At 67.7% G+C, this 1,818-nt stretch carries 2 protein-coding genes; one reads left to right on the top strand and one right to left on the bottom strand.

Going from position 1 to position 1,818, the window contains the following annotated elements; all coding sequences use genetic code 11:
- Window positions 1-298: 298 nt before the first annotated feature.
- Window positions 299-1,021, bottom strand: coding sequence for an HNH endonuclease family protein (locus ACWD4B_RS35710; protein WP_451424671.1), 723 nt, complete (start codon window positions 1,019-1,021; stop codon window positions 299-301).
- A 107-nt stretch (window positions 1,022-1,128) separates the two neighbouring features.
- On the opposite strand from ACWD4B_RS35710, the gene ACWD4B_RS35705 reads away from it, so the two are divergent.
- Window positions 1,129-1,581, top strand: a complete 453-nt coding sequence (locus ACWD4B_RS35705; protein ID WP_451424670.1) for a MarR family winged helix-turn-helix transcriptional regulator — start codon at window positions 1,129-1,131, stop codon at window positions 1,579-1,581.
- Window positions 1,582-1,818 lie beyond the last annotated feature (237 nt).

Raw genomic sequence — 1,818 nt, 5'->3', positions numbered from 1 at the left:
GTCGCGAAGTCGCAGTGGCCGTCATTGGCGCGAAAGAAGCGCCGCGTCTCGATCGACGGCGCCCTGCGACCCGACCAGTGTTAGCGGCGGGAAAAACCGCTGGCAAAGGTGTGACCTACTACCCCACCGGGCGGAAAGGGACACCCCCAGAGCGGGCAGAATGCCCGAATCACCCCCATCGGAGCCCACTACCCACCCTCGTATGTGACCTGCACCCTATGGGTGGCCTCACAAACCGGGACCCCCGCGCTCACGCTCAGGTGGACAATAGTGACCGCATTTCGGGGTGCCCCGGTCCCTACTGCTTGAGCGAGACCCCGGAAGTGGATTCGGTCGGCAGCTGCTGGGAGGGGCAGCCGGACAGGGTCTTCTTCATCGCGTCGCGCTCGTCGGGCGTGACCCACAGTTTGTACTGCTTCTTCACCGCGATCTGCCGGGCCACATAGGTGCAGTCGAAACTCTTGTTGGCGGGGAGCCAGGCCGAGGCGTTCTTGTCGCCCTTGCCCATGTTGGCCGGACCGTCCGCCGCGACGAGGTTGAGGGGATCGTTCGCGAGGGCCTCGCGCCGGTCCTGTGGGAGTTTCTGGGCGCCGGTCTGCCATGCGTCCGACAGGGCCACTATGTGGTCGATCTGCACGGCCGAGGACTTCGGGCCGCGCTCGAAGCGGATCGTTTTTCCGGTGTAGGGGTCGGCGAGGGTGCCGGAGGCGACGACGCACTTCGAACCGGCTTCGAATTGAGGGTTCTTCAGGTCGCGGCGCAGTATGTCGTTGCGGGTGTCGCACTTGTTGCCCCCGCCGGGGGCGCTCGTGGAGTCGGACCACGCGGAGCCGAACTGCTTGGTGCGGTCGTAACCGTCCTTGGACGCCGCCTTCTTCACCGGCAGTGCGGCGAGGGCCGCTTGCGCGGACCCCGGCCTGCCGTCGGCGTCCGCCGTGCTTTTGTGGCCGCCGCCGGAACATCCGGCCAGGGCCACGGGGAGCAGCAGGGCTGCGACGACGGTACGGGTGCGCGCGGACAACGGGGGCCTCGTCTCTTCTCTCTCGACCGACTTGACTGATCGTTTACTTCGGAGGCCACCATACGTGACTTGACCTCAGGTTTGGTCGAGGTTCTACTTTCGTGCACATGAACTACTCACACCCCGACAGCGAACTCGTCAACCAGCCCATCGGCTACTGGAGCTGGGCCGCGTACAAGGCCGTCGTCACCCATATCCGGGCCGGGCTGGCCGAGTTCGACGTGAGCCAGCCCCAGTGGTGGGTCCTGAACCAGGCGAACGACGAGCACGGGAAGACCCGGGCCGAGGTGACCGCGCTCCTCCAGGGCTACCTCGACGTGAAGGACGCCCTCCAGGGCGAGATCGACGCTCTTGTCGAACGGGAGTTGGTCGTCTTCGACGACGCGGGCGGGCTCCGGCTGACGGCCGAGGGCGAGGCCGTCCGGCTGCGGTGCGCGGAGCGACAGAAGGCCATGTGGGCGGAGCGGCACGACGGCATCGCGGACGAGGAGTACCTCGTGACCCTCAAGGTGCTGCAGCGGATGATCCACAACACGGGCGGGCAGGCCTGGCACCACTGAGCAGCACAGTGCGCCGTCCGGGCACACCGTGCGAGTTGCACATGCAGGCGCATAGCGCCGACGACTACGAGGTCGCCGACTACCGGCGCACCCTGGTGCCGCTGACCTAGGGCGCCGAGGCGTGGGCGTACGCGCCCGCCGCAGGCTAGGGCCTGTCCGGCGGGTCTTCGCTCGTGGGTGCGGTGCGCCCCGTCAGGGGCGCGGGGCTGTTGACATATGCGGCTCCGCCGCGTGGGC

Source organism: Streptomyces sp. NPDC002536, from assembly GCF_053594995.1.
This window is presented reverse-complemented; position numbering and strand designations above follow the sequence as displayed.

Coding starts and splice junctions, on each gene's coding strand:
- ACWD4B_RS35705 (WP_451424670.1), top strand. CDS start 1,129: ATGAACTACTCACACCCCGACAGCGAACTCGTCAACCAGCCCATCGGC.